This window comes from Cedecea davisae, from assembly GCF_044095835.1.
GTDB lineage: Bacteria > Pseudomonadota > Gammaproteobacteria > Enterobacterales > Enterobacteriaceae > Cedecea > Cedecea davisae.
Genome location: NZ_CP172054.1, coordinates 1298411 through 1324836, shown reverse-complemented (window position 1 = coordinate 1324836; position 26426 = coordinate 1298411). Strand labels below are relative to the sequence as shown.

Annotated in this window: 24 protein-coding genes; 8 read left to right on the top strand and 16 right to left on the bottom strand. The window is 55.1% G+C overall.

Going from position 1 to position 26426, the window contains the following annotated elements; all coding sequences use genetic code 11:
* Positions 1-82 precede the first annotated feature (82 nt).
* Entirely contained in the window at positions 83-526 is a 444-nt protein-coding gene (locus ACG1VR_RS06790) for a PTS sugar transporter subunit IIA (protein WP_395490527.1), read from the bottom strand.
* Between the two features lie 256 nt (positions 527-782).
* Here ACG1VR_RS06790 and ACG1VR_RS06785 point away from each other — a divergent pair, with 256 nt between their 5' ends.
* Positions 783-1802, top strand: coding sequence for a LacI family DNA-binding transcriptional regulator (locus ACG1VR_RS06785; RefSeq protein ID WP_016537455.1), 1020 nt, complete (start codon positions 783-785; stop codon positions 1800-1802).
* A gap of 14 nt (positions 1803-1816) precedes the next feature.
* On the opposite strand, the gene ACG1VR_RS06780 is transcribed toward ACG1VR_RS06785, so the two are convergent.
* Entirely contained in the window at positions 1817-2758 is a 942-nt protein-coding gene (locus tag ACG1VR_RS06780) for a LysR family transcriptional regulator (protein WP_016537456.1), read from the bottom strand.
* A gap of 255 nt (positions 2759-3013) precedes the next feature.
* Between ACG1VR_RS06780 and ACG1VR_RS06775 the strand changes: the two genes are divergently transcribed.
* The 3 genes from ACG1VR_RS06775 (at position 3014) to ACG1VR_RS06765 (ending at position 9600) form a co-directional block, all read left to right on the top strand.
* Positions 3014-4177 carry an MFS transporter gene (locus ACG1VR_RS06775; protein ID WP_172569382.1) on the top strand — a complete coding sequence of 388 codons (1164 nt, stop codon included), beginning with the start codon at positions 3014-3016 and terminating at the stop codon, positions 4175-4177.
* A gap of 399 nt (positions 4178-4576) precedes the next feature.
* Positions 4577-8113 (top strand): hypothetical protein, encoded by a 3537-nt coding sequence (locus ACG1VR_RS06770; RefSeq protein WP_395490526.1) that lies wholly within the window; start codon positions 4577-4579, stop codon positions 8111-8113.
* Between the two features lie 2 nt (positions 8114-8115).
* The gene (locus ACG1VR_RS06765) at positions 8116-9600 is read left to right on the top strand and encodes a hypothetical protein (protein WP_172569380.1); all 1485 of its coding nucleotides are present in this window, start codon (positions 8116-8118) and stop codon (positions 9598-9600) included.
* A gap of 76 nt (positions 9601-9676) precedes the next feature.
* Here the strand turns inward: ACG1VR_RS06765 and yfcD are convergent, their stop codons facing one another.
* Genes yfcD through yfcF form a run of 3 tightly spaced genes read right to left on the bottom strand, consistent with a single transcriptional unit; the run spans position 9677 to position 11531 of the window.
* Positions 9677-10219 carry an NUDIX hydrolase YfcD gene (yfcD, locus tag ACG1VR_RS06760; protein ID WP_016537462.1) on the bottom strand — a complete coding sequence of 181 codons (543 nt, stop codon included), beginning with the start codon at positions 10217-10219 and terminating at the stop codon, positions 9677-9679.
* Between the two features lie 58 nt (positions 10220-10277).
* Positions 10278-10829 (bottom strand): phosphodiesterase, encoded by a 552-nt coding sequence (gene yfcE, locus ACG1VR_RS06755; RefSeq protein WP_395490525.1) that lies wholly within the window; start codon positions 10827-10829, stop codon positions 10278-10280.
* 57 nt (positions 10830-10886) lie between these two features.
* Positions 10887-11531, bottom strand: a complete 645-nt coding sequence (gene yfcF / locus ACG1VR_RS06750) for a glutathione transferase (RefSeq protein ID WP_016537464.1) — start codon at positions 11529-11531, stop codon at positions 10887-10889.
* 153 nt (positions 11532-11684) lie between these two features.
* On the opposite strand from yfcF, the gene yfcG reads away from it, so the two are divergent.
* From yfcG to ACG1VR_RS06735, 3 genes are all read left to right on the top strand, one after another.
* Positions 11685-12299, top strand: a complete 615-nt coding sequence (gene yfcG / locus ACG1VR_RS06745) for a GSH-dependent disulfide bond oxidoreductase (protein WP_395490524.1) — start codon at positions 11685-11687, stop codon at positions 12297-12299.
* Between the two features lie 83 nt (positions 12300-12382).
* Complete coding sequence (gene folX / locus ACG1VR_RS06740) at positions 12383-12751, top strand: dihydroneopterin triphosphate 2'-epimerase (protein WP_395490523.1); 369 nt, start codon at positions 12383-12385, stop codon at positions 12749-12751.
* Between the two features lie 23 nt (positions 12752-12774).
* Positions 12775-13668 (top strand): TIGR01777 family oxidoreductase, encoded by an 894-nt coding sequence (locus tag ACG1VR_RS06735; RefSeq protein WP_395490522.1) that lies wholly within the window; start codon positions 12775-12777, stop codon positions 13666-13668.
* 31 nt (positions 13669-13699) lie between these two features.
* Here the strand turns inward: ACG1VR_RS06735 and ACG1VR_RS06730 are convergent, their stop codons facing one another.
* From ACG1VR_RS06730 to dalD, 3 genes are all read right to left on the bottom strand, one after another.
* Positions 13700-14977, bottom strand: coding sequence for an MFS transporter (locus ACG1VR_RS06730; RefSeq protein ID WP_016537468.1), 1278 nt, complete (start codon positions 14975-14977; stop codon positions 13700-13702).
* 65 nt (positions 14978-15042) lie between these two features.
* Positions 15043-16509: a xylulokinase gene (xylB, locus tag ACG1VR_RS06725; protein WP_395490521.1), complete on the bottom strand. Its 1467-nt coding sequence runs from the start codon at positions 16507-16509 to the stop codon at positions 15043-15045.
* Positions 16510-16518: 9 nt separating this feature from the next.
* Positions 16519-17913 (bottom strand): D-arabinitol 4-dehydrogenase, encoded by a 1395-nt coding sequence (gene dalD / locus ACG1VR_RS06720; protein WP_395490520.1) that lies wholly within the window; start codon positions 17911-17913, stop codon positions 16519-16521.
* A 194-nt stretch (positions 17914-18107) separates the two neighbouring features.
* Here dalD and ACG1VR_RS06715 point away from each other — a divergent pair, with 194 nt between their 5' ends.
* Positions 18108-19058 carry a sugar-binding transcriptional regulator gene (locus ACG1VR_RS06715; RefSeq protein ID WP_172569363.1) on the top strand — a complete coding sequence of 317 codons (951 nt, stop codon included), beginning with the start codon at positions 18108-18110 and terminating at the stop codon, positions 19056-19058.
* A 137-nt stretch (positions 19059-19195) separates the two neighbouring features.
* Here ACG1VR_RS06715 and hisP read toward each other — a convergent pair whose 3' ends face one another.
* The 8 genes from hisP to cvpA form a co-directional block, all read right to left on the bottom strand.
* Positions 19196-19969, bottom strand: a complete 774-nt coding sequence (gene hisP / locus ACG1VR_RS06710) for a histidine ABC transporter ATP-binding protein HisP (protein WP_016537474.1) — start codon at positions 19967-19969, stop codon at positions 19196-19198.
* A gap of 10 nt (positions 19970-19979) precedes the next feature.
* Positions 19980-20693, bottom strand: a complete 714-nt coding sequence (locus ACG1VR_RS06705) for an ABC transporter permease (protein WP_216376262.1) — start codon at positions 20691-20693, stop codon at positions 19980-19982.
* The gene (locus tag ACG1VR_RS06700; RefSeq protein WP_395490519.1) at positions 20690-21376 is read right to left on the bottom strand and encodes a histidine ABC transporter permease HisQ; all 687 of its coding nucleotides are present in this window, start codon (positions 21374-21376) and stop codon (positions 20690-20692) included. Before ACG1VR_RS06700 ends, ACG1VR_RS06705 begins: the two co-directional genes overlap by 4 nt.
* Before the next feature lie 73 nt (positions 21377-21449).
* Entirely contained in the window at positions 21450-22232 is a 783-nt protein-coding gene (gene hisJ / locus ACG1VR_RS06695; protein WP_016537477.1) for a histidine ABC transporter substrate-binding protein HisJ, read from the bottom strand.
* 192 nt (positions 22233-22424) lie between these two features.
* A complete protein-coding gene (gene argT / locus ACG1VR_RS06690) occupies positions 22425-23207 on the bottom strand; it encodes a lysine/arginine/ornithine ABC transporter substrate-binding protein ArgT (RefSeq protein WP_395490518.1) in 783 nt (260 codons plus the stop codon).
* 290 nt (positions 23208-23497) lie between these two features.
* Positions 23498-24067: a UbiX family flavin prenyltransferase gene (locus tag ACG1VR_RS06685; protein WP_016537479.1), complete on the bottom strand. Its 570-nt coding sequence runs from the start codon at positions 24065-24067 to the stop codon at positions 23498-23500.
* 107 nt (positions 24068-24174) lie between these two features.
* Positions 24175-25692, bottom strand: coding sequence for an amidophosphoribosyltransferase (purF, locus tag ACG1VR_RS06680; RefSeq protein ID WP_016537480.1), 1518 nt, complete (start codon positions 25690-25692; stop codon positions 24175-24177).
* Positions 25693-25729: 37 nt separating this feature from the next.
* Positions 25730-26215: a colicin V production protein gene (cvpA, locus tag ACG1VR_RS06675; RefSeq protein ID WP_016537481.1), complete on the bottom strand. Its 486-nt coding sequence runs from the start codon at positions 26213-26215 to the stop codon at positions 25730-25732.
* Positions 26216-26426 lie beyond the last annotated feature (211 nt).

Below are 26426 nucleotides of genomic sequence, written 5' to 3'. Positions count from 1 at the left end.
TTACCTTATTGTTTTAAGTAGAGTACAAACACATCGCATTTTTCAATGCAACGTAAAATACCTTGGTGTTAAGTTTAAAAAATCAGAATCGATTAATGATTTCTGTTATTTCCTCCAGGTTCGTTGCCTGATGAAGTAATGCCATGTCATGCTCGCTGGAAAATAATTCAGCGAGCGCTGAGATCATTTCAATATGGCTGTGGCTATCGGGCGCGGCCAGCATAATAATAACGTCTACCGGGTCGTTATCTTGCGAACCGAAGCTCACTCCCTGCCTCAGCTTAAGCAGCGAAAGTCCCAGCCCGCTTGCCCCTTCTTCAGGGCGAGCATGCGGCATCGCCAACCCCGGCGCCAGTACATAGTAAGGCCCAAGCTTTTGATGCTGCTGCATGATGGCCGTCAGATAGCACGGAGCAATCACGCCCGCCTCCAGCAGCGGCCTGGCGCTAAGCTCCAGCGCCTGCTGCCAGTTTTCCACGCCATCCTGAAGCAAAATAGTCTGCTGATGCAGCCATTGGTTAAGCACGAAAACCTCTCGAATTAGACGTTGATGATGGGCAAACTTTATTCAACGGCCTCGGGTTTAACTGTGATTGATATCACAAAGATAGCGCTACCAATGACTATCATTCGGTTTTGTGATAGCGCTATCAAAATGCAATCATTGCGTTAAATCGCATTAAGCACCACGATTTCAGGCGTATACTTGAGCGATATTTCCCCTTCCTTTTCAGGGGCCAACGTCAGCCTGGCGTTTTACAGGATCAGAATCAGGAATCACAATGTCCATAACCCGAAAGCGGCGTAGTACCGGTAAGGTGACGCTTGCAGATGTGGCTCAGCTCGCGGGCGTCGGTACGATGACGGTATCGCGAGCGCTACGAACTCCGGAGCAGGTTTCCGACAAATTACGCGAGAAAATTGAGGCCGCAGTTTCCGAACTCGGCTACATGCCAAACCTGGCCGCCAGCGCGCTGGCTTCAGCGTCTTCGTACACCATTGCGATGGTGGTGCCGAGCCTGGCAGAATCCGGCTGCAGCGAAATGTTTGCCGGATTGCAGCAAGTCCTGCAGCCCGCGGGGTTTCAGATTGTGCTGGCCGAGTCCCAGCATCGGCTGGAGCAGGAAGAGAAGCTGCTGGAGACGCTGCTGGCCTCGAATATTGCGGCGGCGATCCTACTCAGCGTCGAACATAGCGATACCGTGCGGGGCTGGCTAAACCACGCCAGCATTCCGGTGCTCGAAATTGGCGCTACCCGCTCAGATCCGCTGGATATGAATATCGGGATTGATAACGTCGCGGCAATGTTTGAACTGACCGAAATGCTCATCCAGCGCGGCTACCAGAATATCGGCCTGCTGTGCGCTAACCAGGAGCAGTGGATTTTCCAGCAGCACCTGCACGGCTGGTACAAAGCCATGCTGCGCCACCATATGTCTCCCAACAGGGTCATTAACGCCGCCGCCCCGCCGAACTTCTCCACCGGAGCTGCCCAACTGCCGGAGTTTTTGCTGGCCTGGCCGGAACTGGATGCCCTGGTATGCGTTTCGGACGAGCTGGCCTGCGGTGCGCTGTACGAATGCCAGCGCCGGCGCATCAAGGTGCCGGACGATTTAGCCGTAGTGGGGTTTGGCGATAGCGACGTAAGCCGGGTTTGCCAGCCCGCGCTGACCACCATCTCGGTCCCACATCGCAAAATTGGAATTGAAGCCGGGCGGGCGCTGCTGGCGAGGCTCAACGATGAAGAGTGGAACCGCAGCCCGACAATTGCTTCATCGCTGTGTATGCGGGACAGTTGCTGATTTCTCCCGCCATTCTACCTCTCCCCCCAAAGAGGCGAAGGGATCTGAGACGTTCCCTCGCCTTCCACCGAGCGTACTATCAAATCCCTCAGCCATTTATGAGCCGGTTCGCGGTGCAGGTGCTCATGCCAGAGCATATTCATATCGAAGCCGGGAATATCTATCGGCGGCGGGAAATACTGCAACTGCGGGTTATTCTTAACCAGGCGCAGCGGCAACATGCCGACCATATCTGTCGTGGCGATGGTGAAGACGGCAAACATAAAATGCGGTACAGAAAGCACCACTTTCCGGCTTAGCCCCATTTCAGACAAAACCTTATCGGTATTGCCCCAGAACCCACCGCCGTCCGGCGATATCATTACGTAGTCCAGTTCAAGAAACTGCCTGAGCTTTGGCGCGGTTTTCAGCAACGGGTGGCCAACGCGGCTTGCCAGGACATACTCTTCTCTGAAAAGCGTGCGGCTACGCAGCCCCTGTGGCGACTCCTCGGGAATATGAAAGAACAGATCAACCTTGTCCTGACCTGCCGATTTCGCCATATAAGAATTAGCGCCGCTGAGAATAGCCAGACGGGTTCCGGGCGCATCACGCCGCAGCATTTGTAGCACCGGCAGCAAAACCGTATTCTCGCAGTAATCCGCCGCAACCACCTGCCAGGTGTGGGACGACTCGCCGGGAATAAACGGCCCGGGAGGAGAAATAGCTTTATCGAGCATTCCCAGCGCCTCGCTCAGCGAGGCTCGCAGCAGCTCCGCACGGGCGGTAGGCCGCATGCCACGCGGGCCGGGCAAAAATAGCGGATCGTTCAGGCTTTTGCGCAATTTCGCCAGCTGCACGCTGACGGTAGGCTGCGAAAGGTTCAGCGCGCGGGCGGCACGCGTCACATTAGGATCCTTTAGTAACGCTTCCAGAGTGAGAAGAAGGTTGAGATCCAACTTTCTGAGATTATCCATTGCAATACCTGGTATCAGGGAAATTCATTTCTACTATACCGAACAACACAATAACATTCATCCCTGATGAAGTCCTGACGGAGAGCGCGATACGCTCAGCCCTCAGCGATATTTCTTAATATTACTATAAGCGCCAGTACAATTATTTCCAGTGCTGAAGAAAAAATTATTCATGACCCAAAATATGAATAATTACCCACCTTTTTAATTGTTATTCAAAACCTGAATAGCAAAATAATAAAACAGGAGATTAAAATGCCAACGGGTCTTTTTGCCTTAGCACTTGGGGCGTTCGGAATTGGTCTGACGGAATTTGGCATCGTCGGCCTGCTTCCGCAAATCGTTGCCGAATTTAATATTAGCGAACAGGTGGCTGGCTATCTGGTTTCCGGTTATGCAATCAGCGTGGCGGTAGGCGCAATTGCCTTAACCTCAATTATGATCCGCATGGAACGTCGCTTAACGCTATTACTGCTGACCGCATTATTTATTGTTGGCAACCTTATTTCCGCCATGTCCACTAGCTACGAAACCCTGCTGTTTGGGCGTATCGTTGCGGCCCTGTGCCACGGCGCATTCTTCAGCGTGGGCGCGGTCGTTGCCTCTGATATGGTTGCGGGCGATAAAAAAGGTGCCGCTATCTCTCTGATGTTTGCCGGTCTTACCGTCTCCAATATCGTCGGCGTTCCTCTTGGCACCTTCGTTGGCCTCGAACTGGGCTGGCGCACCACCTTCTGGGCACTGTCTATTATCGGCCTGGTTACCATAGTCGGGATCAAAACCCTGGTTCCGCCGATGCCCGCTCATAAAGACACGAACCTTGGCCGCGAGTTTGCCGTTTTCAATCGTCCACAGGTCTGGGTTTCCGCTCTGCTTAGCGTGCTCTCCTTCGGCGGCGTGATCGGCGGCTTTACTTACATCGCCTTCACCCTGACTCAGGTTTCCGGCTTTGCCACGCAGACCGTACCATGGCTGCTGGTGCTGTTCGGTGTGGGAACTTTCATCGGCAATATCTACGGCGGCAAAGCTGCGGATAAATCGCTGAATAAATCTCTCGGTGCCATTCTGCTGCTGCTCACCCTGGTGATGGCCTCCTTCGCGATGTTCGCCCAGAGCCAAATCATGACGGTCATTCTGATGCTGCTGATGGGCACCGTTGGGCTGGCTACCGCGCCAGGCCTGCAGCTGCGTATGATGAAATACGCCAGCGACGCGCCTACCGTGGCCTCCGGTACCAATATTGCCGCGTTTAACATCGGTAACGCTTTGGGGGCATGGCTTGGCGGCATGGCGCTGGATAAAGGCTTCGGCTTTGTCTCTCCGCTGTGGGTCGGGGCTGCACTGAGCCTGGCCGCGCTGGCTGTGGTTATCCTTGGCAGCGTAAACGGTGGCCTGAAAACCAGCCGCGTGCAGGGATAAGCCTTAACACAACAACTCAATAATTCTGTTATATCAGTGCTTATTAATACCATCAGAATAAACGCCGGTGAGAACTAAACATCCGTTCTCACCATAATTACTGATTAACATAAATAAGATAGCAGCCGTACCCGGTTATAAAACTCTTTCTCCACAAGAGCCTTTTCTGTTTTTTATAAAACAGGAACGGGCACGGCTGCTTTATAAATATGTCAATATTAATGAGATAAACAGATGAAAAATTCCAACATAGCAAAAGAGAGTGTGGCTGGCAGAAATAATATAGTGGGATTTTTCCCGGGCTTAGGCAGCCGGGTTATGTATAAGGATATTGGTGATTGCCTGTTACGTTCAGGAAATAAAGAAGTCGAACAAATATATTGTGAAGCGGCTGCTGCTATGGGGTACGGAAATCAACCAGAAAAAATGCTGATTACTCCGGCAACGCTTCCTTCCGGGAAAATGGAACAGCAAGGTTTTATCGGCGCCAGTTTCCTTATTCATAATTTAGCTCTGGCCGCCCTTTTGCGCGCAGAGGCTCACCGGCAAAATCAGGATCTTCATTTTCTCGCTTACAGCGGGGAAAGCTTCGGCATCATTAACTCGGCGGTAGCCAGCGGGGCGCTCAGCGTCAGCGACGGCGTAAAAATCGCCAATTTCTTTACCCCGTATATTCTACTGGCCTCCGATAAGCAGGACGATGCATTCAGCCAGTCTATTGCCGCCTGGTATCCGGCGGCGCTGCAAGCGCAAAACTTAATCCCCGAACCCTATTATGTCGTCGCCCTGCGCGGCAAAGAAAAACAGCTGGCAGAGGCATACGCCGCGCTACAGGAAGAATTTCTCAGCACCGAGATTGAACAACATAAAGCCTATAGTCCGTGCCAAATCAATCTCTATGTGAAGACCAGCATCAAGTCATGCTTCGATATTTTTATGAAGAACTACCCGGCGGTTGAGGTGAACAAGCTCAAAGAGCCGACCACGTTTCTCACCCATTCGGCGCAGCTTACTCCGCTTAAACAGGGGCTGGAGCAGTTCTTCATTGAGCGCCAGATTGTCTTTTGCGACCCGCATACGCCGGTGATTGCCAACCACAGCGAGCAGTTGCTGACCAGCAAAGAAGAGATACGCGCGGCGGTGCTGGCAATCATTGATTGCATTATGCTCTCGGCTACCACGGCCAGCATGGCAGATGCTCTGGGCGCTGACGCGATTGTTGAATTGGGTCTGGGAAATAAATCCGTCCAGCTGCTGCGCGACAACGATATTCACACTCCGGCTTTATCCTTCACCGGCGCTCCCGGCGAAGCCGCGCTGATGGTACAGGCGCTGGGTGCTTTAAGCCGCATTCGTGACGGCAAAGAAGCCGCCGATATCTGTTCAGGTATCGACAGCTGGTTGAACGTAGCCCGCCAAAACGCCGAGTTCACCAGCCGTTTTTCAACCAAAATCGTGGAAGCTATCCAGCAGGTTGCGCCGCTCAGGCTGGAAGTTAGCGGCTGCGCCCCGGTTAGCGTGGACAGCATCTACAAAAATAGCTGGCGCTATCTCGACTATTTGCAGCCGGGCGAGCGGGTATTGATGTCCCGCCTGAGACGCAATATTCACGGCACGGAACTCGATAAAAACCAGACCTACGCCGACCTCAAAATTCAGCGCAAGGATGGCGCAATTCGTTATCTGAAAACGCCGTTTATCATCCATGCGGAAAAAACGCTGTTCTACTTCTCCAGCCTCGATGAACTCAGCAATATTGCGGTGTTTAACTACCTGCAGGATTTAGCCTCCGCCCCAAATTACGCTGAAGTTTGCAGCCGTATAGCGGCGGAGCGCAATCATGGAGAGCCGCTGGACGGGTTGTTGCAGCTGCATACCGCCGAGGCGCCGCCTGAAACTCAGGTTATCCGACGTATCATCCTGCAAACGCTCGCTTTCGAGTTAATGCAGGTTCATCGTCCGGCGCTGGTTCAGCAGGCCAATACCTGCCTGGCGACCCGAGATTTTATCGGCTGGCTCGCCTGCCTCGTCGCCGTCGGGGCTGCATCGTTCGACAGCACGGTGCAGCTATGCCGCGATTACTACTCTTCACACAGCCGTAAAATGCTCCCGTGGGGCGGCGTTAAAAAATTTGCCGCCGAGCTTGGCGACGCCCGCGTTCCCGTGCTTTCCGTCAACGGACTGCCGCTGCTGGGGCACCGCGATCTTGAGGTCAACACGTTCAAAATCTTATTGGGTGATTTCCCCAATGAGCGCGTACAGGCGGCTCTCGACTGCCATCTGTCGGTGATAACCCTCGACGGCAGCCTGGTCGATAACTCGCTGGAAACCGAGCCTTATCAATCAGACATCATTCTTATCGCCTCCGCCCCGGAAATCTGGCTGCGTAAGCCGGAGCTGGCGCTGGAGCAGCGCGAACGTGAAGCGCAGACCTGGCTGACCGAAGAACATCGCCAGGTTTCCGACTACGCCAGCCGTCGTAATCTGCTTTGCAGCACCGTTAATGCCTACATTGAGGCGGACGAAGTCCCGCTGCAATTCTGCAACGGCGGCAGTGAATCGATGACCATGTTTATTCAGCGTGCGCCGCATGAGCCGGTGGTGGTTCGCAAAATATTAAGCGAGGCGCTAACCGCCGCCAAATGGCACGCGGGCGGCACGGGTGTGATGCTGCCTCCGTTCGCCAAAGCGGCACGCCAGGTAGACTATTTGCGCGCCCTGCCGGACAGCGTTAAACCGTGGTTCCCGCAGGTTTATGCCGTGACGGAACGCGAGATCCTGACCCCCGCCAGCCAGTCACGCGTGGGGAAAGCGACCTGCAAAGAAGTCATCTATGAAATGAGCCTGGTGGAAGGCGAGGAAGTCAGCCAGTTTATCGAGCGCAACGACCTTTCTCCGCGCCTGATTGCCCGGCTGTACGAAATCATCTTCATCTTCCTGCGAGACAACATCCATCGCGAAAACCGGGTGGCGGCCAGCGGCAACACGCTGGAGTCGTCCTATTTCCGCAAAATTGAAGATCGCCTCGCACTGTGCCGCCAGACCGCGCCGGGCTGCTTCAGCCCTGAACTGCTGGACAGCGAGAAGATCGTTATCAACGGCCGCGAATACCTTAACAGCAAGGCTCTGCTGAGCGCCTTCCGCTCGCGCCCTGAGTACCAGCGCATGCTTGAGCCGGTTTGGCACTCTCTGGTGATGGGCGATACCAACACCGAGAACATCAAGATGGGCAACACCGCCCCGCTGTTGGCCGCTCAGGTGCTGATTAATCAGCACAGAAGCGAAGATGAGATAGCCCGGGCTCTGGCGACCATCAGCGCCGAAGATATTCAGCTCCGGTTCCTCGATCCGCGGGCCATCGGCTACCAAAGCGAAGGTGCGGACTGCCGCGACGACTACATGTACGACAACAAGCCGTGGCACAACTCCCTCGGCCACTATGACGAGATTCATAACGAGCTGTTTAACCTCACCATGAGCCTGAACGCGGCCAAAAACCCGGTGGTTACCATCCAGTTCGCCGAAAGCAATGACTACCAGCGGACCTACCGGATAACCGACTGCGCCGAAAAAAATATCAACCCGCTTAGCCAGCATGAAGTTGTGGGTATGGAGCGATATTTCGCCCAGGTGATGAGCACAGTCTATGACACCGCTAACCCGGACTCGGTTTTCCTGCGGGAAGATCCGCACTGGCTGGTGCGCTTCGTGTTCATGATGGGCACGCACTTTACCGCCATGCCGCCGTTCCACTTCAGCTCCGAGCTGGACGGCACGATTAAAGACAGCATCCGTACCCAGCGCAGGCCGGTAGCAATCTACTGCGAAGGGATTAAGTGGCTCAATTGGGCCTTAGAAATTTTACAGGGCAAGCGCGACCAGTTCCTTGGCGTCAGCGTGCCTTATGTTGAACAGTTCGCCAAAGAGGCAATGTAACTATGCAGCGATTTAACCAACAGGTACTCGAACACAACCTGAACAATGCCATGGCACACCTGGATAACGAAAGCCGACTTATCGCCACGCCGTGGAGCAGAATAGTCAGAGGACTGGGCCTGGGTCAGTATCCGGTGTCCTACAACGAGACTATTTCTCTGTGGATCCAGAATGCCTTTGATGAGCTGAAGGATAAAACCGAGTCTAAAAACAACTATGTTAACTTTTCGTCGCTGCTTTGCGACTTTATCTGCCTCCTGGTTAAGCCGGGTCAGACGCTGAGCGAGCACGACAAACAGGTCTATATCTTTAACATCCTGTTTTTAATCAATTATGAGTTAGACCCGTACCGCCGAATCATGCAATACAGCATCACCATTGATGCGCTGGCAAAATTGAATATCAACCTGTTTGATTTGCTGGAAAACACCATCGACCTTCCCGGGCTGCTGTTCCGCAGCATTAACGAGATCCAGTCGAACGGCATCAAAGATGAGAACAGCGGCAGGCACGGCGACTATGAAAAACTCTCCGCCTATACCTCAGTATTCTTTGCGCTGGCGGCCTGCGATAAGGCAGATCTTGCTGTCACCCGCAGCCGTAATCACATTGCGGATGCGCTGAAAACCTTAGAGAACATTCCTTCACCGTTCTTCCGCGGGCGCGGCGGCAGTATGTTATTCAGCGCTATTAGCCTGCTCGGCTATTCCGAAGTGCTGTATAAACACGGCCGCGACTACATTATCGAAATGCTGGACTACCTCGACAGCGCGGATACCCTCGGCATCAATCCGTCATTCCCGCAGAGCATGTCGCCCGAGTTTGTGAAAGTTTACCCGCTGCTTACGCTGCTAAACTCTATCGCGGCAACCGGGCATCATCAGGCGCTTAACTATCGTCAGGACCGCGTGCGCCAGGCGAGCGAACTGCTGGAAGCGCTGACGCCGGTAGAAAGAACCCACATGGGGCTGTACTACATTACGGCGGTGTACAACCTCGGCCTGATCGACCAGGAAAAACACCGCGTCAACGCGCTGGTAGAACAGCTGGGGCAGACGGCCGAAGTTATCGACCCGTCAGAGAACTATTTCCTGCACGGCATCGCCTGCTCTTATGTTATCGAAACCGCGATGATAACCGGCAAACAGCACCTGATTACCGACCGCCTGCTCAACACGCTCGCCGACAGTTTCTCCACCATGGACAAGCGATTCGAGGATGAAATCAACCGCCCTTATCCTTTCGCCTATGCCCTGACAATGCTTGCCGAAGCGGGCCATGTGGATAAGCTGTTTGAGCCTTCACCGCGCTACGATAATCAGTCGGCAACCAGCTGGATGATAGGCAATCTTGCCCAGATTGGGGACGGGACGGACGGCAGGCTTTATATGTTTAACCACGCGCTTATCAACCTGATGCTGCGCATGCGTGGAACCCGCTTCCCGGCGCTTAACGCCTATAGCGGTTTTAACTTTAAGGCGGCTTGATGCTTTGCCCTTTTCCGTTAAGGGAAAGGGCAACCTTCTTTCACCCTCTCCCTGAGAAGGAGAGGGCCAGGTCTGACTACTCGCTATCTTCGCTCTGAGACTCATTCTTGGCGTTGCGGGTCATCCACAGCGCCAGCGCCTTCAGCGAGTCAGGGGTGAATTCATCGCAGCGGGCGGTTATCTCTTCTGGAGACATCCAGCTCACTTCGCTGACTTCTTCTTCCTGCAGGGCGAACGGCCCGTGGGAAACGCAGCTGAACAGCCCGCCCCAGACGCGGCAGTTTTCGTCTTCAAAATAGAACTGGCCGTGCTCGGCGAACGGAACACCGGCGATGCCCAATTCCTCTTCCGCTTCGCGGCGGGCGGACTCCAGCATCTGTTCGTCGGCCTGAACCACGCCGCCTGCGGTGGCGTCCAGCATGCCCGGCATAAAATCTTTTGTCTCGGTACGACGCTGCACCAGAATTTTGCCCATACCGTCGGTGACGACAATATAGGTTGCACGGTGACGTAGACGCTGCGCGCGCATTTGCTCGCGGCTGGCCTGTGCGATGACCTCATTGTCTTCATTGACAATGTCTACCCATTCCGTGCCGACAAAATGACTCTGATCCACCATCGGGAAAACCTTATTCAGGGGCGCTCTTACGGCGCGTTATTGGATTAACCTGCCAACGTTACGGGGTAATGCTCACCTGCGCAATAACCCCATTGCTCTTCAGCGTGCGAACGCTCAGAACGCCATCATCCAGCATGCCGAAGCTGGCCTCAAAACCGCCCTTCGGAATGCTGACAGAACCTGGATTAAACAAATAGATCTGTTCGTGCTTTTGTGCAACCGGAAGATGAGTATGGCCGAATACCAGCACATCGTTAGCGGCCAGAGGCGGCCTGTGGTCAGGATTATAAAGGTGCCCGTGAGTGAGGAAAAGGCGCTGCTGCGCCAGCAAAACCTGCTGCCACGGCGCGGTTATCGGGAAGTGCAGCAGCATCTGGTCAACTTCGCTGTCGCAGTTTCCACGTACCGCGATGATTTTATTAGCAACCTGGTTGAGCGCTTCTGCTACCGCCGGAGGATTATAGCCGTCCGGCAAAGCATTACGCGGGCCGTGATTCAGAATATCGCCAAGCATCACCAGCCATTGCGCATCGCTTTGGGCGAAACGCTCAAGCATTTTTTCCGTTGCGGGTAACGAACCGTGCAGGTCCGAAGCAAACATCAGTTTCATATATCCCTGGCTCCTGTAGTGATAATGGGCCAATGATAACCAATTCCCGGCTCGCTATCAGCCCGTGGTTTTAGCCGAAAGCGCCACCCAAAGCTGCACGGAGGCGCGCTGCCACTGGAACGCCGCGTACTCCTTCAGGCGCTCTGGTACGTCATCACCATTAAGAATCAAACGGTTGAGCATCAGCGCCAGGTCGGTATCGGCAATCGACCACTCGCCAAACAGGTTTTGCTGCCCCTGCGGCAGCAGGCCCATGGCGGTCTCAATCAGCTTGTTCGCGGCCTGCTGTCCGGCGGCGCTTAACGGAGGCATTTTCGCTCCGGCAAACACAACCGCCGTAGAACGCTCTTCTCTGATGGGCATCAGGTCGCTGCGCAGCCACGCCTGAATCTGGCGGGCGCGGGCGCGTTTTTCTATGTCGTGCGGGTAAATTCGCTCCCAGGTTGGTGGCGAAAAACGCTCTTCAAGATACTCATCAATAGCGGAAGATTCGCTCAATACAAAATCCCCAACCGCCAGCACCGGCACGCGCCGCGTCAGGTCATATCCCTTCCAGCCCGGCTTTAAATTTTGGCCGCTGGCGAGGTCCACGGTTTGCAGCGAGAAGGCAAGTCCCTTCTCTTTCAGCGCTACATAAACGGAAAGCGCATAAGGGCTAAAATAGTGGCTGTCAGACCACAGGGTAACGGCAGGCTGGCTCATCGTAATCTCACTTATTAGCGCGTCAGGTTATTGAACATAGAGCGAAAAAAACGTTTTGTCATCCGCTGAAAATGCACCATCCCGGTGCAAGGCTGACAAAAGCTCCTATACTCGAAAAGTTTGCCAAAAAATAAGCTAACCCCTGGAGTGACCATGATCGATCTTTATTATGCGCCTACCCCAAACGGCCATAAAATCACGCTATTTCTTGAGGAAGCAGGCCTGGACTACAAAATCCACCGGGTGGATATCGGTAAGGGTGAACAGTTTCGCCCCGAGTTCCTGGCTATTTCACCGAATAATAAAATTCCGGCAATTGTCGATAACAAACCGGCGGACGGCGGTGAACCGCTGAGCCTGTTTGAGTCCGGCGAGATCCTGCTTTATCTGGCGGATAAAACCGGCCAACTGCTGAGCAAAGATCTGCGCGCCCGCACCGCCACGCTCCAGTGGCTCTTCTGGCAGGTTGGCGGCTTTGGGCCAATGCTGGGCCAGAACCACCATTTCAACCACTTTGCCCCTCAGCCGGTGCCTTACGCTATAGAGCGTTACCAGGTCGAAACCCAGCGGCTGTACGGCGTGCTCAATAAACAGCTCGAGAAAGCGCCGTGGCTCGGTGGGCATGATTACAGTATTGCGGATATTGCCACTTACCCCTGGGTAGTTTCCCACGAGCGCCAGCGTGTCATACTGGCCAATTTCCCGGCGGTGCGTAACTGGTTCGAACGGATACGCACCCGCCCTGCGACCGTAAAAGCTTATAAGTAGTCGGAAAAGCCGTAACCTCCGGTTCAAGTTTTTTCCCGCGCTGGTGTATTCTGTTGCGGGAAAAAACGAATAAGGAGCCTGCAATGTCACCCGTTCAGCCAGACGCCGTCATCCGTATAAAAAACCTGCGCCTGCGCACTTTTATCGGCATAAAAGAAGAAGAAATCGCCAACCGTCAGGACATCGTAATCAACGTCGCTATTCACTACCCCGCGGACAAAGCGCGCGGCAGCGAAGACATCAACGATGCGCTTAACTACCGCACCGTGACCAAAGACATCATCCAGCTGGTAGAAAATAACCGCTTCTCGCTGCTGGAAAAATTAACTCAGGATGTGCTGAATATCGCATGTGCCCATCCGTGGGTGTCTTATGCTGAAGTAGAGATTGATAAACTTCACGCGCTTCGCTACGCCGACTCGGTTTCCATGACCCTGAGTTGGCGGCGTTAAGCGCTCCTCACCGGGAGGTACGCATGGAGATTCTGGTTACCGGCGGCAGCGGATTAATTGGCCGCCACCTGATACCCCGCCTGCTTGAACTCGGCCATAAGGTTACGGTCGTCACCCGCTCGCCTGAAAAAACTCGCCGGCAGCTTGATGCCAGAGTCTCGCTGCTCAACGGGCTGGGCGAGCTGCAAAATCTCGATGCTTTTGATGCGGTAATCAATCTCGCCGGGGAGCCGATTGCCGATAAGCGCTGGAGCGAACAGCAAAAACAGCGCTTGTGCCAGAGCCGCTGGCAAATAACGGAGCGGCTGGTCGAGCTGTTTAAGGCCAGCGCTCGGCCTCCTGAAGTCTTTATTTCCGGCTCTGCTACCGGCTATTACGGCGATCTCGGGGAAGTGGTGGTGACCGAGGACGAGCCGCCGCACAATGAATTCACCCACAAACTTTGCGCCCGCTGGGAGCAAATTGCCTGCGGGGCGCAAAGCGAAGCAACCCGAGTTTGCCTGCTGCGTACCGGCGTCGTGCTGGCCCCCAAAGGCGGCATTCTGGCAAAAATGCTGCCGCTGTTTCGCCTCGGGCTTGGCGGCCCCATCGGCAATGGCCGCCAGTATCTGGCGTGGATCCACGTCGACGACATGGTGAACGGTATTCTCTGGCTGCTGGATAACGATCTGCGCGGGCCGTTTAATATGGTTTCCCCTTACCCCGTCCGCAACGAGCAATTTTCTCACGCCCTGGGCCACGCGCTAAAGCGCCCTGCCATACTGCGCGCTCCGGCAACGGCTATTCGCCTGCTGATGGGCGAGTCTTCCGTGCTGGTGCTCGGCGGGCAGCGCGCTCTGCCCAAACGGCTTGAGGAGGCGGGCTTTGGCTTCCGCTGGTTCGACTTAGAAGAGGCATTGCAGGACGTTATTCGTTAAAAACAAGCCGGGTTTATCGCCCGGCTTTTTTCTACTGCTCCACGGTACTCATTTTCCCCGCGCTGGCATTGCCCTTCTCCCGCTTAGGCTGCGGTACCTTAATAATAAACGTCAGCACCCCGGCAAACAGATACAGCCCGGTATAGGCCCAGACTACGCCCACAATGTCGAAGAACGGCAGAATTAACGAGGCAATTGCCGGAGCGACAAAATTGCTCATCCCCGCCGACAGGTTATAGATGGAAATAGCCGCCCCGCGATGATGCGGCTCCAGAGTCGGGAATACCGCCGTCATCGGCACAAACGCCGCCACAAACGTCCCCAGCATCACAGCAGGAATGAGCGCCACCCAGAAGTTATGGCCCGCCCACACCGGCAAGTAGTAAAACGTCAGGCTGGAGATAGCCATGCCGAGACAGCCAAACCAGCGCACCTGACGTATCCAGCCGATGTATTCGCCCATAATTCCCCAGAAGATATTGGTGAAAATGGTAACGAAGAAGAACACCGCCCAGACCTGTAGCCACTCGGAAATAGTAAAGCCGAGGCGATCGACAAACAGCAGCGGCATCACGATAGCAAAGCCAAATAGCGACAGCGTATTGATGATGCGGATCAAGCAGGCGTAGAACACATCGCGGTTGCTGAAAAGAATAGTTACCGCGCGGGACATTTCGGTCATTTTATCGCGCATCGGCAGGTTCACGCGTGAGCGGTCAACCGGCACATTTCGCAGGCTGAAGAAGGCAATCAGCCCCCCGCACATGACCCAGGCAATCGCCAGCCACAGCGTGCCCGTTTCCCCCATCGCCGGAATAGTCAGGCTTGGCAGGTAGCTGCCGATTACGCCGATGCCAATAGAGTACATAGCCCAGAACCAGCCGGTTGCCGCCGCCAGCCGCTCGCGCGGAACAACCTGCACCAGCATCAGCATAAAGGAGTAAATAAACAGCGGATAAGCCAGGCCACGAATGCCGTAAAACAGCAGCATCAGCGGATAGTTACGCAGCCCAAGCCCAAGCGACATAAACAGGGCGTGCATCACCACCCAGGTGACAAAACCGATCAGCATCGCTTTTTGCGGAGTGATTAGCTCCGCGACTACGCCAGAGGCCCAGGCTGCCAGCCCCGCCGCGAGGCCGTACATAGTAAACACCATCGCCGACTGCGCGGGCGTAAAGCCCATATCGGTAATGTGTTTCGACAAAAATGCCATCTCGAAACCATCGCCGCTCATAAAAATCGCAATCGCGATAAAGCCCCAGAGCAGGTGTTTGGGTAAGCCAAACCAGTAATGTTTAGATTGCATAACAATCTTCCTCGTTGACGGGTACAGGAGTTCCCGGCGGCGAAACCGCCCGCCGGGTGGGCAAATCAAGGCAGCAGCTTACGAGCGGCTTTTTGTTGTTGGTAAAGCAGGCGGAACGCGCACAAACGCTGTTGCAGAACGCATTGTGACGCCTTGCGCGGAGTAAAGCGCTGCTGAACCGGCGGCTTACGGCACACCACCTCTTCCACGCCGCCGTCGGCCAGCCAGCCGAGGCGGGCCGCGCCAAGCGCACCGGAAGAGCTTGCCGGATGGGTGACAATCGGCACATCCAGCACGTCGGCAATTAGCTGCGCCCAGATAGCACTGCGGGCGCCGCCTCCGGTCAGACTGCACTGGCTGATTCGGCTGCGGGAGGTTTCCAGCACCGCCATGCCGTCGGCCAGGCCAAAGGTCACGCCTTCAATGACCGCATAGCCCAGCAGCGCCCGGTTGGTTTCATGATTTAGCGCGAAGAAGCTGCCCATCGCATGGGCGTCGTTGTGCGGAGTGCGCTCTCCGGAGAGATACGGCAGGAAAATCGGCGCGCGCTTTTTCTGCGCTTCACTGAGCGTCGCCATCTCCTCCATCAGCTGGCTTTCGGTCACCGACAGCAGATTACATACCCAGCGCAGGCAGCTGGCGGCGCTTAGCATGACGCTCATCTGGTGCCAGCGGCCCGGCAGCGCGTGGCAGAAGGCATGCACCCCGGACTCAGGGCGGGTTTGCAGCTCATCGTTCACCACGAAAATGACCCCGGAAGTACCGAGCGAGATAAACGCATCGCCGTTATTTACCGCACCAACCCCAACCGCCGAGGTGGCATTGTCCCCGCCTCCTCCGGCAATTTTCACTCCAGAACTCAGCCCCCATTCGGTTGCCAGCGCCGGGCGCAGAGTGGCGCTGACTTCGCTGCCCTCTACCAGGCGAGGCATCTGCCCGCGGTTAAGGCCGGTGGCGGCCAGAAGTTTGTCTGACCAGTCACGCTTTGCCACGTCCAGCCACAACGTGCCTGCCGCGTCCGAAGGATCGGAGACAAATTCGCCGCTGAGCCGCCAGCGCAGATAGTCCTTGGGCAGCAGCACCTTATCCACGCGGGCAAAGATTTCCGGCTCGTGCTCCGCTACCCAGCGCAGCTTCGGCGCGGTAAATCCGGGCATCACCAGATTGCCGCCGATGGTGAGAAATTCAGGATGCTGCTCCGTCAGCGCGGCGCATTGTTCCGCGCTTCGCGTGTCGTTCCAGAGGATGCAGGGGCGCAACACATTGCCCTGGTTGTCGAGCAATACCGCCCCGTGCATCTGGCCTGAAAGCCCAATAGCACGGATTTTTGCCCAGGCGTCCGGCACCTGCTGGCGTAAATCAGAAACCACTTGCTGAGTAGCCTGCCACCAGGCTTCCGGTTCCTGCTCGGCCCAGTGCTGATGCGGACGCTGTACGGTCAATGCGGCATGGCCCGAGGCCAGAATCTCGCCCTGCTCATCAATAATCAGAGCTTTTAGCTCGGAGGTTCCAATATCAATCCCGAGATACATAGCGCCTCCTTAAACCGCGGCCAGCGGCTGCTGCGGTGCTTTAATCCAGCTTTCCAGCCGGGCAACCGTGCGCTGCATTAGCTGATGGAAATCGTCTGAGCGGGAAAGCCCGGCAAACAGCGTCTCGTCGTTGACGAAGGCTTCCAGCGGCGAGGAGGAAGCAAACAGCGCGCGAACGGCCTCTTCCCGCATTACGCCGTCCTGATAGGGATAAGGAAGGCTTCCCTGCGCCCAGCGTTGCAGGAACAAGAAGAACAGCGCGGGCAGCACGGCGGTGGCCGCAGGCTGCTGGCCCCGCTGATAACACTCAACCAGCGTCGGGGTGATAAAACCGGGGATTTTAGACAGCCCGTCAGCGGCAACGCGCTGGTTGGTATCCTTGATATACGGATTGCTAAAGCGGGCCAGCACCACGTCGCGATATTGTTCGAGATCCAGCGGGCATGGCGACAGCGAAGGGATCACGTCTTCGGTGACATAATCCCAGGCCATCTGCTTAATCGGCTGCTGGACGGTGCTTTCATCAATGTAGCTCAGGCCGGTAAGCGTTCCAGCCCAGGCGATGCAGCTGTGGCTGGCGTTGAGAATGCGGATTTTTGCCTCTTCGTACGGCAGCACCGAATCCACCATTTCGACGCCAACCTTTTCCAGCGCCGGGCGGCCATGAATAAAATTATCCTCAATAACCCACTGGATAAAGGACTCTCCCATCACCGGCACTTTATCGTCAAAACCGGTAGCAGCCTTCACGCGCGGCGCGATGTCGGCGGTCGGGCGCGGGGTAATGCGGTCCACCATGGTATTTGGCGACACGGTATGGGTGCTAACCCAATCAAAGAGCGCATGGTCGCCCTTCGCCTTCAGAAACGACAGGAAGCCGTGGCGAAAGCGCTCACCATTGTGCCGAAGGTTATCGCAATTCAGCAGGGTAACCGGCTCACCGCCTTCGCTCATACGCCGGTGAAGGATACGGCTTAGCGCGCCGTACAGCGTGGAAATCCCGCCCGCAAGGTCGCCCTTAACATCCGGCTGATTAACGTCCAGTTCATGCTGCGGGGTCAGGTAATAACCGGCTTCGGTAACGGTAAATGCAATCACGCGGGTTGATGCCCTGGCACCCTCTTCAACCAGGGCAGAGATCTCTTTATCCCACGGCAAGACTTTGCGGATAGAGGAAATTTTTTCGTAAGCCCGCTCGCCTTCCGGAGTCACCGTTTCCAGTACATATTCGCCGCCCTGCGCCGCAAGCTGTGCCAGCAGCTCGTTGGCATCGTTGCGAATATTGCCGAGCGAAATACTCCAGCTTTCGTCGCCCTGCTTCAGCAGCTCGTTGAGATACCACGCCTGATGCGCACGATGGAAAGAACCTGCGCCAATATGCATCCATACCGATTTCGTCGTCATCTTCCACCTCGTATTTAAACATTTGTCATTATCAAGGGCATTTGCCCGTTTGTTATAGTCTAGTTGCGTCGAGGCCGAGCTTTCTGAGATCAAACTCACAGCTGCAACATTTGCCCATAAAAATGACTTTTGCCCAATGACCAATGCAGAACCCTGAGGGTAGAATGCGTTCCAGAGATTAACGAGGTGCCGGAATGAGCAGAGAAGAGAAAAAACAAGAGCAGGCCGCGCGCGTCGCCTGGATGTATTACGTGGCGGGGATGACACAGCAGGATATTGCCCGCGAACTGGGGATTTCGCGCCAGGTCGCACAGCGTCTGGTGTCTTCGGCGCGCGAGCAGGGAATGGTGACGGTCAAGATTGCCCACCCGGTTGCCCGCTGCCTGAAGCTGGCGCAGCAGGTGCGGGAGCGCTTTGGGCTTGAGATTTGCCGCATCGTCCCCTCGGAGGGGCTGGACAATGAAGCCATCCAGCAGATGCTGGCGGTAGAGGGTGCGGAGGTAATGTCGCAGTTTATCGCCGAAGAGCAGCCGCAGGTATTCGGCATTGGCTCCGGCAAAACGCTACGCTCGATTATCGACGTTCTGCCCTGGGTTGAACGTCCTCAGCACCACTGCGTATCGATGATTGGCGCGATAGCCCGCGACGATTCGGGAACGCGCTACGACATGCCGCTGAAAATGGCGGAGAAAATGCAGGGGAAATATTTCTTCATTCCCGCTCCTCTGTATGCAGACGATGAAGAAGACCGCGAAATGTGGTGCCGTCACCGCGTTTACCAGCGCGTAGCCGACCGGGCGCTGGGGGCTAACGTGGCGTTTCTGGGTATTGGCGAAGTCGATATTGGCTGCCCTCTAAACGCCGAAGGTTTTATTACCGACGAGCAGGTCAGGATGCTGCATGCCCGGGGCGTGGCGGGCGAAATGCTCGGCCACTTCTTCGACCACAAGGGCGAGCGGGTCTACAGCGAACTCGACGGGCTGCTGACCAGCGTGCCGCTGCAAAGCGATAACCCGCGCAAGATAATCGCCTTTTCCGGCGGGGAAAAGAAATTTGGCGCGATTAAAGCCGCGCTCACCGGCCGCTGGGTTTCTGGCCTGGTGACGGATGAGAGTACGGCGGTACGGCTTCTGGGAGAAGAGTAAAGTCTCTATTTACCCTCACCCCGGCCCTCTACCGGAGGGAGAAGGGGAAACACGAGCAAATCATGAGCTCCCTCTCCCGGAGGGAGAAGGAGGAACCAAGAGTTCCCTCTCCTTTGGGAGAGGGTTAGGGTGAGGGGCTATTTCAAAGAACCAGAAAGGAACTGCTGAAGGCGAGCGCTTTTCGGGCTACCGAACAGCTCCCCCGGCGGCCCTTCTTCCTCAATGCGGCCTTGATGCAGGAAAATAACGTGGCTGGAAACGTGGCGGGCAAAGTCCATCTCATGGGTTACAACGACCATGGTTTTACCCTCTTCGGCCAGCTTCTGCATGATGCGTAACACTTCGCCCACCAGCTCCGGGTCCAGCGCAGAGGTAGGCTCGTCAAACAGCAACACTTCCGGTTCCATCGCCAGCGCTCGGGCAATAGAAACACGCTGCTGCTGGCCGCCGGACAGATGCACCGGGTATTTAATATGCTGACGTTCGTCGATGCCGACTTTTGCCAGATATTTAATCGCCCGCTCTTTCGCCTCCTGCTTGCTGAGGCCCAGCACCTGAATCGGCGCTTCCATCACGTTTTCCAGCACCGTCATGTGGCTCCACAGGTTGAAGTGCTGGAACACCATCGTCAGCCGGGTGCGCAGCAGGCGCAGCTGGTTTTTATCGGCCACCTTGAGCTGGCCGTCTTTATCCCGCACCAGATTGATATTCTGGTTGCTGACCACAATCGTGCCTTCGCTCGGTTTTTCAAGAAAGTTAATACAGCGCAAGAAGGTACTTTTACCCGAGCCGGAAGAGCCAATGATGCTGATAACATCCCCGGCGTTGGCCTTGAGTGACACCCCTTTCAGCACTTCATGTTCGCCGTAGCGTTTGTGCAGATCCGTTACGTTTAATTTAATTTCAGCCATCAGAAGTCACTCAGTGCGAAGCGGGTTTAACGTGCTGTAGCCAGCGTTTTTCCGCCTTGCGGAACAGGCTAATCAGCACATAGGAAATAATCAGATACAGCACCGCGGCAATGCCAAACGCGGTGAACGGCTGATAAGTAGCGGAGTTGATATCCCGGGCAATCTTCAGCAGGTCCGGCACCGTGGCGGTAAACGCCAGAGCCGTAGAGTGCAGCATCAGAATAACTTCGTTGCTGTACGCGGGCAGCGCAATACGCAGCGCGGAAGGCAGGATAATACAGCGGTACATTTTCACCCGCGAGAAGCCATAGGCGCGCGCCGCTTCAATATCACCATGCGGAACCGAACGAATCGCCCCGGCAAAAATTTCCGTAGTGTAGGCGCAGGTATTAAGCGTAAGCGCCAGCACGGTGCAGTTGAGACCGCTGCGGAAGAACGCGTTCAGCAGTTCGGTGCCTTTAACGACTTCCAGGGTGTACATGCCGGAGTAAAACACCAGCAGCTGCACGTAGAGCGGCGTACCGCGAAAAATATAGGTAAACAGCCAGATAGGAAACGCGACAAATTTGTTGCTGGATACGCGCCCGATGGCGAGGAACAGCGCCAGAATACCGCCCATCACCACAGAGGTGATCAGCAGCCACAGGGTAATCGCCACGCCGGTAAAACGGTAGCCGTCGGTCCACAGCAGCGACTGCCAGTAATCATGGATGATATCAATCATAGCTCCGCCCTCTTCACGCCAACGGAATAGCGGCGTTCAAGCCAGAGCAGTACCCCGTTTGAAACCGTAGTAAACACCAGGTAGATAATCCCGGCCACGATGGCGAAGTAGAACGGCTGCCAGGTACTTTTCCCCGCCAGCTGGGTAGCCTTCACCACGTCTTCAAGGCCGAGCAGCGAAACCAGCGCGGTCGCCTTGAGGATAACCTGCCAGTTATTGCCGATCCCCGGCAGCGCATAACGCATCATGGCCGGGAATAAAATGCGGCGGAAGGTTTGAGAGCCGGTAAAACCAAATGCGGTGGCGGCTTCAATATGCCCTTTAGGAACGGCAAGAAACGCGCCGCGGAAGGTTTCGGTAAAATATGCGCCGTAGATAAAACCGAGGGTAATAATACCGGCGATCATCGGATCGATGTCGAACTGGGCCACCCCGAGAGCGTCGGTAATGCTGTTGAGCACCATTTGCAGCCCGTAGAAAATCAGCAGCATCAGCACCAGGTCCGGCACCCCGCGAATAAGCGTGGTATAGCCTTCGAACAGCATCGCCAGCGGGCGTTTTTTGGAGAGTTTTGCCCCTGCTCCGGCAAGCCCGATAAGCACCGAAAGCACAACCGAGGCGAGCGCCAGCTCAAGCGTGACCAACGCCCCTTTAAAAATTACTTCAGAAAAGCCATACAACATGGTGCGTATCCTGTCGTCAGTGTTTGCTGCTTACTGGCCCCGTCTGACGCGGGGCCTTTATCACCGGTAACGGTTAATCACCATACACATTAAAGTCGAAGTATTTCTTCGCTAACTTGTCGTACGTGCCGTCTTCACGCATCTGGGCGAAGGCTTTATTCAGCGCCACGCGCAGTTCGTTATCTTCTTTGCGCAGCCCCATGCCGGTGCCAACGCCAAACAGCTTGTCGTCTTTAATCGACGGGCCGCCAAACTGGTAGTCTTTGCCAACCGGCTGCTTCAGGAAGCCTTCGCTGGCGGCAACTTCATCCTGGAATGCGGCGTCGATACGCCCGGCAGCCAGGTCAGCATAAATAGAGTCCTGCCCCTGGTAAGAGACAATCTCGATGCCTTTAGGCGCCCAGTGTTCGTTGCCGTAGGTTTCCTGAGTGGTGCCCTGCAGCACGCCAACGCGTTTACCTTTAAGCGACTCCAGGGTTGGCTGAATCGGCGAGCCTTTGGCAACAACCAGGCGCGAGTCGGCGGCGTACAGCTTGTCGGTGAAGGCGATTTCCTGCTGGCGCTTTTCGGTAATCGACAGGGAAGACATGATGGCGTCGATCTTCTTCGCTTTCAGCGACGGGATCAGCGCATCTAATGGGTTTTCAACAAAGGTACATTGAGTCTCAAGGCGCTTGCAAAGCTCTTTGGCCAGGTCGATATCAAAACCGATCAGCTGCCCCTGGGCATTTTTAGACTCAAACGGCGCATAGGTAGGATCGGTGCCAATCCTCAGATTTTTTGGAATAGCGGCGAACGCTGCGGTTGCGCTGGAAAACGCCAGCACCAGAGAAAGAGACAAAACCAGCTTTTTCATAATTATCCTCAATAGACTGTCCGTTACTTAAGGCTCACACCCACTACGTTGACAAGGAAAACTCACGCATAGCGCTGCGAAGACAACGTTTTCGCACCATAAAGGTGCAGTCGGAACGGGACCGCACCCTGCATAGTTATCCTGCCCGGTTAAGAATATATTCAAAACCGGGCTACAGACTAAGGGATAAACTTATTCGCCGTAAACATTAAAGTCGAAGTACTTTTTCGCCAGTTTGTCGTAAGTCCCGTCTTTACGCATTTCGCCCAGCGCTTTGTCAAACGCGGCCTTCAGCTCGGTGTCATCTTTACGCAGGCCGATGCCCGTTCCGTCGCCAAAGTATTTCTTATCTTTCACCGAAGGGCCGGCAAACGCGAACGCCTTCCCGGCAGGCTGTTTCAGGAAGCCTTCGCTGGCGGCGACCTCATCCTGGAATGCAGCGTCCAGACGGCCTGCGGCCAGGTCGGAGTAGATCAGATCCTGGTTGGCATAAGCCACCACATCCACCCCTTTTGGACGCCATTCGGCGTTGCCATAGGTTTCCTGGATTGAACCCTGCAGCACGCCAACGTGCTTGCCTTTGAGCGAATCGATAGTCGGAACAATCGGGGAGCCTTTGCTGGCAATCAGGCGAGAGTCAGCGGCGTACAGTTTGTCGGAGAACAGGATTTCCTGCTGGCGCTTTTCGGTAATCGACAGCGAAGAGATGATGGCGTCGATTTTCTTGGCCTTCAGCGACGGGATAAGCGAGTCGAAGTCGCTGCCTACCCAGGTGCATTTGGTCTGAATGCGCTTGCACAGCTCGTTACCGAGATCGATATCAAACCCGACGAAATCCCCTTTTGCGTCCTTCGAAGAGAACGGGGCGTAGGTCGCATCGGTACCGATACGGACGTTTTGCGGAATCGCTGCAAAAACGCTGGCTGCGCTGGACAGACCGAGCAGTAAAGAAAGAGCAAGAACCGACTTCTTCATACGATACCCTCAAGTTTGGCTTTCTTATTTGTGATGTCTTGTTGTGTGGTAATGCGTTGGCAAACTGAGAGTTGCAGTTCTCATGCCACTTTTCCCTGCGTGGAAAAAAGCGGCTGCGTTATGTTAATAAAACGTTGCAACTCTGCTGCTAGCTTGAAAGATAGCAGGTCTGAGGAGCCGGAATAGAGGGGAAAGGGAATTTAGCGGATTAAATCTTCTAAAAGCGATCGGCGTTACAGAATTGCCCCAATATGAGGCAATCATTTTGTGATGCACCGCGTTAGTGCAGGCTATGCACCGTTCCAGCGGCTAAACAGGTCTTCCGGCAGCTCAAGGTCGAACTGATCCAGCACCCGGTTGACCGTCTGATCGACGATGTCCTGTATCGTCTGCGGGCGGTGATAAAAAGCCGGAACCGGAGGCATAATCACCGCGCCAAGCTCGGCGGCCTGGGTCATCAGGCGCAGGTGGCCAAGGTGCAGCGGCGTTTCGCGAATGCAAAGCACCAGCGGGCGGCGCTCTTTTAACACTACGTCCGCCGCGCGGGTCAGCAGCCCGTCGGTATAGCTGTGTACAATGCCGGAAAGCGTTTTGATTGAGCAAGGCAGTACCGCCATCCCCATGGTCTTAAACGAGCCGGAGGAGATGCTGGCGGCAATATCGCGGGCGTCGTGGACCACATCCGCCAGCGCCTGAACGTCACGCAGGGAGTAGTCCGTTTCCAGCGCCAGCGTCTGGCGTGCGGCATTGCTCATCACCAGGTGGCTTTCTACTTCCGGCAGCTGTTGCAGAATTTGCAGCAGACGCACGCCGTAAACGGCTCCGCTGGCCCCGGAAATACCGACAATTAGTCGTTTCATTGAATTTGCCCGTCAAGAATATCTGGGCTGACTTTGCCGTAAGATGAGGTGCGATGCAAGGGATGGCCCTCACCCGGTAAGGGCGAGGGCGTAAGGCAGGAGGAAAATCAGCCTTCGTTGTGCATCTCTAAGTTTTCCACTTCGTTTTGGCGAGCCAGCGCTTTGGAGTCGTCGTTACGCAGAGATTCGAGATACTCGAGGTATTTATGATCAACGTCTTTAGTGACGTAAATACCGTTAAACACCGAGCATTCAAACTGGGCGATGTCCGGGTTTTCAACACGAACGGCTTCAATCAGATCGTCGAGATCCTGGAAAATCAGGCCGTCAGCGCCGATTATCTGGCGGATCTCATCCACTTCGCGGCCGTGAGCAATCAGCTCGTTGGCGCTCGGCATATCGATGCCGTAAACGTTCGGGAAGCGAATTTCCGGTGCGGCGGAAGCGAGGTAAACCTTTTTGGCTCCGGCTTCGCGCGCCATCTCAATAATCTGCTCTGAAGTGGTGCCGCGCACGATGGAGTCATCCACCAGCAGCACGTTCTTGTCGCGGAACTCAGCGCGGTTGGCGTTCAGCTTGCGGCGCACGGACTTACGGCGCAACTGCTGGCCCGGCATGATAAAGGTACGGCCAACGTAGCGGTTTTTCACAAATCCCTGTCGGTACGGCTTATCAAGAATACGGGCGATTTCCAGCGCGATGTCGCAGGAAGTTTCCGGGATCGGGATAACCACGTCGATATCCAGGTCTTCCCACTCGCGGGCAATTTTTTCGCCAAGCTTTTTGCCCATCTCAACGCGAGCGCTGTAGACGGAAATCTTGTCGATAAACGAGTCCGGGCGCGCAAAGTAAACGTATTCGAACAGGCATGGGTTGCTGACCGGGTTATCCGCGCACTGGCGGGTGAACAGCTGGCCTTTTTCGGTAATGTACACCGCTTCGCCCGGCGCGATGTCGCGCAGGAACTCAAAGCCGAGGGTATCCAGAGCCACGCTTTCGGAAGCCACCATGTATTCGGTGCGTCCGTCGCCCAAATCACGCTTGCCGATAACCAGCGGGCGGATGCCGTTAGGGTCACGGAAGGCAACCATGCCGTGGCCAATAATCATCGCCACGCAGGCGTAAGCGCCGCGGATCTGGCGGTTAGTGGCGGCGATGGCGGCAAAAATGTTGTCTGCTTCCAGCGGGTAGTGGCGGAAGTTATCCAGCTCGCTGGCAAAGATATTGAGCAGGATTTCAGAGTCTGAGGTGGTGTTGATGTGGCGGCGTTTTTCTTCGAACAGCTTCTTACGCAGTTCGTGGGCATTGGTCAGGTTACCATTATGCGCCAGCGTAATGCCGTAAGGAGAGTTAACGTAGAAAGGCTGAGCTTCAGAAGCGCTGGAACTGCCGGCGGTTGGGTAACGAACGTGCCCAATCCCCATATTGCCCTGCAGGCGCTGCATGTGGCGGGCTTCAAACACATCGCTCACCAGGCCATTCGCTTTACGCAGACGGAAGCAATTTAAAGCGTCGATGGTGACGATGCCTGCGGCATCCTGGCCACGGTGCTGAAGCACCGTTAACGCATCATAAATCGACTGGTTGACCGGCATAAAACCGGCGATTCCGACAATACCGCACATGTTGTCTTTTCCTCATTAAGCCACAACCCCGCTACGATTAACGGGGCAAGAAACTTGACGAGCTTTGCAGATAGTCAAAGAACCATCTGATGATGAAACTGAATTGCGGGATAAGCTGCGACTTATGCCAGTCATCGCTTTTTGAAAAACCGGTAAAGGTATCCAGGAAGAACAGAATGGCGGAGACTATCAGTACGCCACGAAGTGCGCCAAAGCAGATCCCCAACACCCTGTCTGTACCCGACAGGCCGGTTTTTTGTACCAGCGCGCTAATCACATAATTGACTATTGCACCGACGATAAGCGTCGCGATAAACAGCACCGCGATAGCTATCCCATTGCGTACCAGTTCGTCTTCAAAGCCAGTGAACCAGACTGACAGATAAGTGTAGTAATGACTGGCGACAAAGAATGCACATCCCCAGGTCACAAGCGATAAAGCTTCCTTCACAAACCCACGAATTACGCTTACCAGACAAGAAAAACCGATAACCGCAATGATGGCGTAATCTATCCAGACCATGAAAAAATCTCGTGATAAATCGCCCTGACGTCCAGTTCGGGGCGCATTCTAACAGAAAAAGAAAACGTTTGCGTAGGGATTTCCTTCCCCCGCGTAAATAAATAATGGCGCTGAAAAAAGCATCAACGCCATTAAAAATTGCCCTTTTTTCCCCTCACCCGGCAGGGGCTAAGGGGGGATATAGCGTCGTTTTTCCCCTCACCCTAACCCT

Coding starts and splice junctions, on each gene's coding strand:
- ACG1VR_RS06765 (WP_172569380.1), top strand. CDS start 8,116: ATGCAGCGATTTAACCAACAGGTACTCGAACACAACCTGAACAATGCC.
- yfcG (WP_395490524.1), top strand. CDS start 11,685: ATGATCGATCTTTATTATGCGCCTACCCCAAACGGCCATAAAATCACG.
- yfcD (WP_016537462.1), bottom strand. CDS start 10,219: ATGGTGGATCAGAGTCATTTTGTCGGCACGGAATGGGTAGACATTGTC.
- ACG1VR_RS06730 (WP_016537468.1), bottom strand. CDS start 14,977: ATGCAATCTAAACATTACTGGTTTGGCTTACCCAAACACCTGCTCTGG.
- ACG1VR_RS06685 (WP_016537479.1), bottom strand. CDS start 24,067: ATGAAACGACTAATTGTCGGTATTTCCGGGGCCAGCGGAGCCGTTTAC.
- ACG1VR_RS06700 (WP_395490519.1), bottom strand. CDS start 21,376: ATGTTGTATGGCTTTTCTGAAGTAATTTTTAAAGGGGCGTTGGTCACG.
- ACG1VR_RS06775 (WP_172569382.1), top strand. CDS start 3,014: ATGCCAACGGGTCTTTTTGCCTTAGCACTTGGGGCGTTCGGAATTGGT.
- argT (WP_395490518.1), bottom strand. CDS start 23,207: ATGAAGAAGTCGGTTCTTGCTCTTTCTTTACTGCTCGGTCTGTCCAGC.
- cvpA (WP_016537481.1), bottom strand. CDS start 26,215: ATGGTCTGGATAGATTACGCCATCATTGCGGTTATCGGTTTTTCTTGT.
- ACG1VR_RS06780 (WP_016537456.1), bottom strand. CDS start 2,758: ATGGATAATCTCAGAAAGTTGGATCTCAACCTTCTTCTCACTCTGGAA.
- ACG1VR_RS06715 (WP_172569363.1), top strand. CDS start 18,108: ATGAGCAGAGAAGAGAAAAAACAAGAGCAGGCCGCGCGCGTCGCCTGG.
- ACG1VR_RS06770 (WP_395490526.1), top strand. CDS start 4,577: ATGGGGTACGGAAATCAACCAGAAAAAATGCTGATTACTCCGGCAACG.
- hisP (WP_016537474.1), bottom strand. CDS start 19,969: ATGGCTGAAATTAAATTAAACGTAACGGATCTGCACAAACGCTACGGC.
- purF (WP_016537480.1), bottom strand. CDS start 25,692: ATGTGCGGTATTGTCGGAATCGCCGGTTTTATGCCGGTCAACCAGTCG.
- hisJ (WP_016537477.1), bottom strand. CDS start 22,232: ATGAAAAAGCTGGTTTTGTCTCTTTCTCTGGTGCTGGCGTTTTCCAGC.
- yfcF (WP_016537464.1), bottom strand. CDS start 11,531: ATGAGCCAGCCTGCCGTTACCCTGTGGTCTGACAGCCACTATTTTAGC.
- ACG1VR_RS06785 (WP_016537455.1), top strand. CDS start 783: ATGTCCATAACCCGAAAGCGGCGTAGTACCGGTAAGGTGACGCTTGCA.
- yfcE (WP_395490525.1), bottom strand. CDS start 10,829: ATGAAACTGATGTTTGCTTCGGACCTGCACGGTTCGTTACCCGCAACG.
- ACG1VR_RS06735 (WP_395490522.1), top strand. CDS start 12,775: ATGGAGATTCTGGTTACCGGCGGCAGCGGATTAATTGGCCGCCACCTG.
- xylB (WP_395490521.1), bottom strand. CDS start 16,509: ATGTATCTCGGGATTGATATTGGAACCTCCGAGCTAAAAGCTCTGATT.
- folX (WP_395490523.1), top strand. CDS start 12,383: ATGTCACCCGTTCAGCCAGACGCCGTCATCCGTATAAAAAACCTGCGC.
- ACG1VR_RS06705 (WP_216376262.1), bottom strand. CDS start 20,693: ATGATTGATATCATCCATGATTACTGGCAGTCGCTGCTGTGGACCGAC.
- dalD (WP_395490520.1), bottom strand. CDS start 17,913: ATGACGACGAAATCGGTATGGATGCATATTGGCGCAGGTTCTTTCCAT.